This window comes from Nakamurella lactea DSM 19367 (assembly GCF_000426645.1).
GTDB classification, from domain to species: domain Bacteria; phylum Actinomycetota; class Actinomycetes; order Mycobacteriales; family Nakamurellaceae; genus Nakamurella; species Nakamurella lactea.
Map to the genome: position 1 here is coordinate 1 of NZ_AUFT01000031.1, position 1,067 is coordinate 1,067.

1 protein-coding gene is annotated in these 1,067 nt (G+C 64.1%); it reads left to right on the forward strand.

Annotated features, from left to right (window positions below; translation table 11 throughout):
• A partial coding sequence (locus K340_RS0120960) for an ABC transporter substrate-binding protein (RefSeq protein WP_029138134.1) occupies positions 1-1,067 on the forward strand: 1,067 nt, incomplete at both ends.

Genomic DNA, 1,067 nt, shown 5'->3' on the forward strand with positions numbered 1-1,067 from the left:
GATCTCCGACGACAACCAGTCGCTGACGATCAAGTACTCCGAGTTCTTCGTCGACTACCCGTTCCAGCTGAACGTCGGCGTGCCGGCGCACGTGGTGGCGAAGAACGCGCTCGGCGAGACCGACCCCACCAAGGCCACAGCGGACATGGTCACCGAGCTGAAGACCTTCCACGAGAACCGCAAGGAGACCAAGGACAAGGACGGCAACACCGTCAATGACGCGTCCGCGGTCGACAAGACGGTGGTGGCGAACGTCAAGAAGATCGCCGACTTCTGGAACACCGGCTTCGATGCGACCGAGTTGCCCAGCGATCCTTCGCTCTACGTGTCCAACGGCGCCTACGTGCTGAAGGACTACAAGAAGGATCAGTACATGACCTTCCAGCGCAACCCCGACTACACCTGGGGTCCGATCCCGTCGGTCGACACCATCACGCTGCGCTTCTACCCGGATGCGATGGCGAACATGCAGGCGCTGCAGAACGGCGAGGTCGACGTGGCCAACCCGCAGGCGACCTCGGACGTGCTGAACGCGGCGAAGGCTCTCGAGGGTCAGGGTGTCAAGGTGCTCACCGGTGACGGTGCCACCTACGAGCACATCGACCTGGCGCAGAACAACGGTGGGCCGTTCGATCCCAAGGCCTACGGCGGCGACAAGGACAAGGCGCTGGACGTGCGGCTGGCCTTCCTGAAGACCATCCCGCGGCAGGACATCGTCGATCGGCTGATCAAGCCGCTGAACCCGAACGCCGCAACGAGGGACTCCTACAACGTGGTTCCCGGTGCGCCGGCGTACGACGCGACCATCGCGGCGAACGGCAGCAAGGACTGGGCGAACGTCGATATCGACGGTGCGAAGGCGCTGCTGGCCAAGGCCGGCGTCACCTCGCCGAAGGTGCGGCTGATGTACGCGCAGGGCAACGTCCGGCGGGCGAACGAGTTCAAGCTGATCCAGCAATCCGCCCAGCAGGCCGGCTTCCAGGTGATCGACGGTGCGAACAAGGACTGGGGCTCGCTGCTGAGCAACACCAAGGTCTACGACGCGGCGCTGTTCGGCTGGCAGTCGA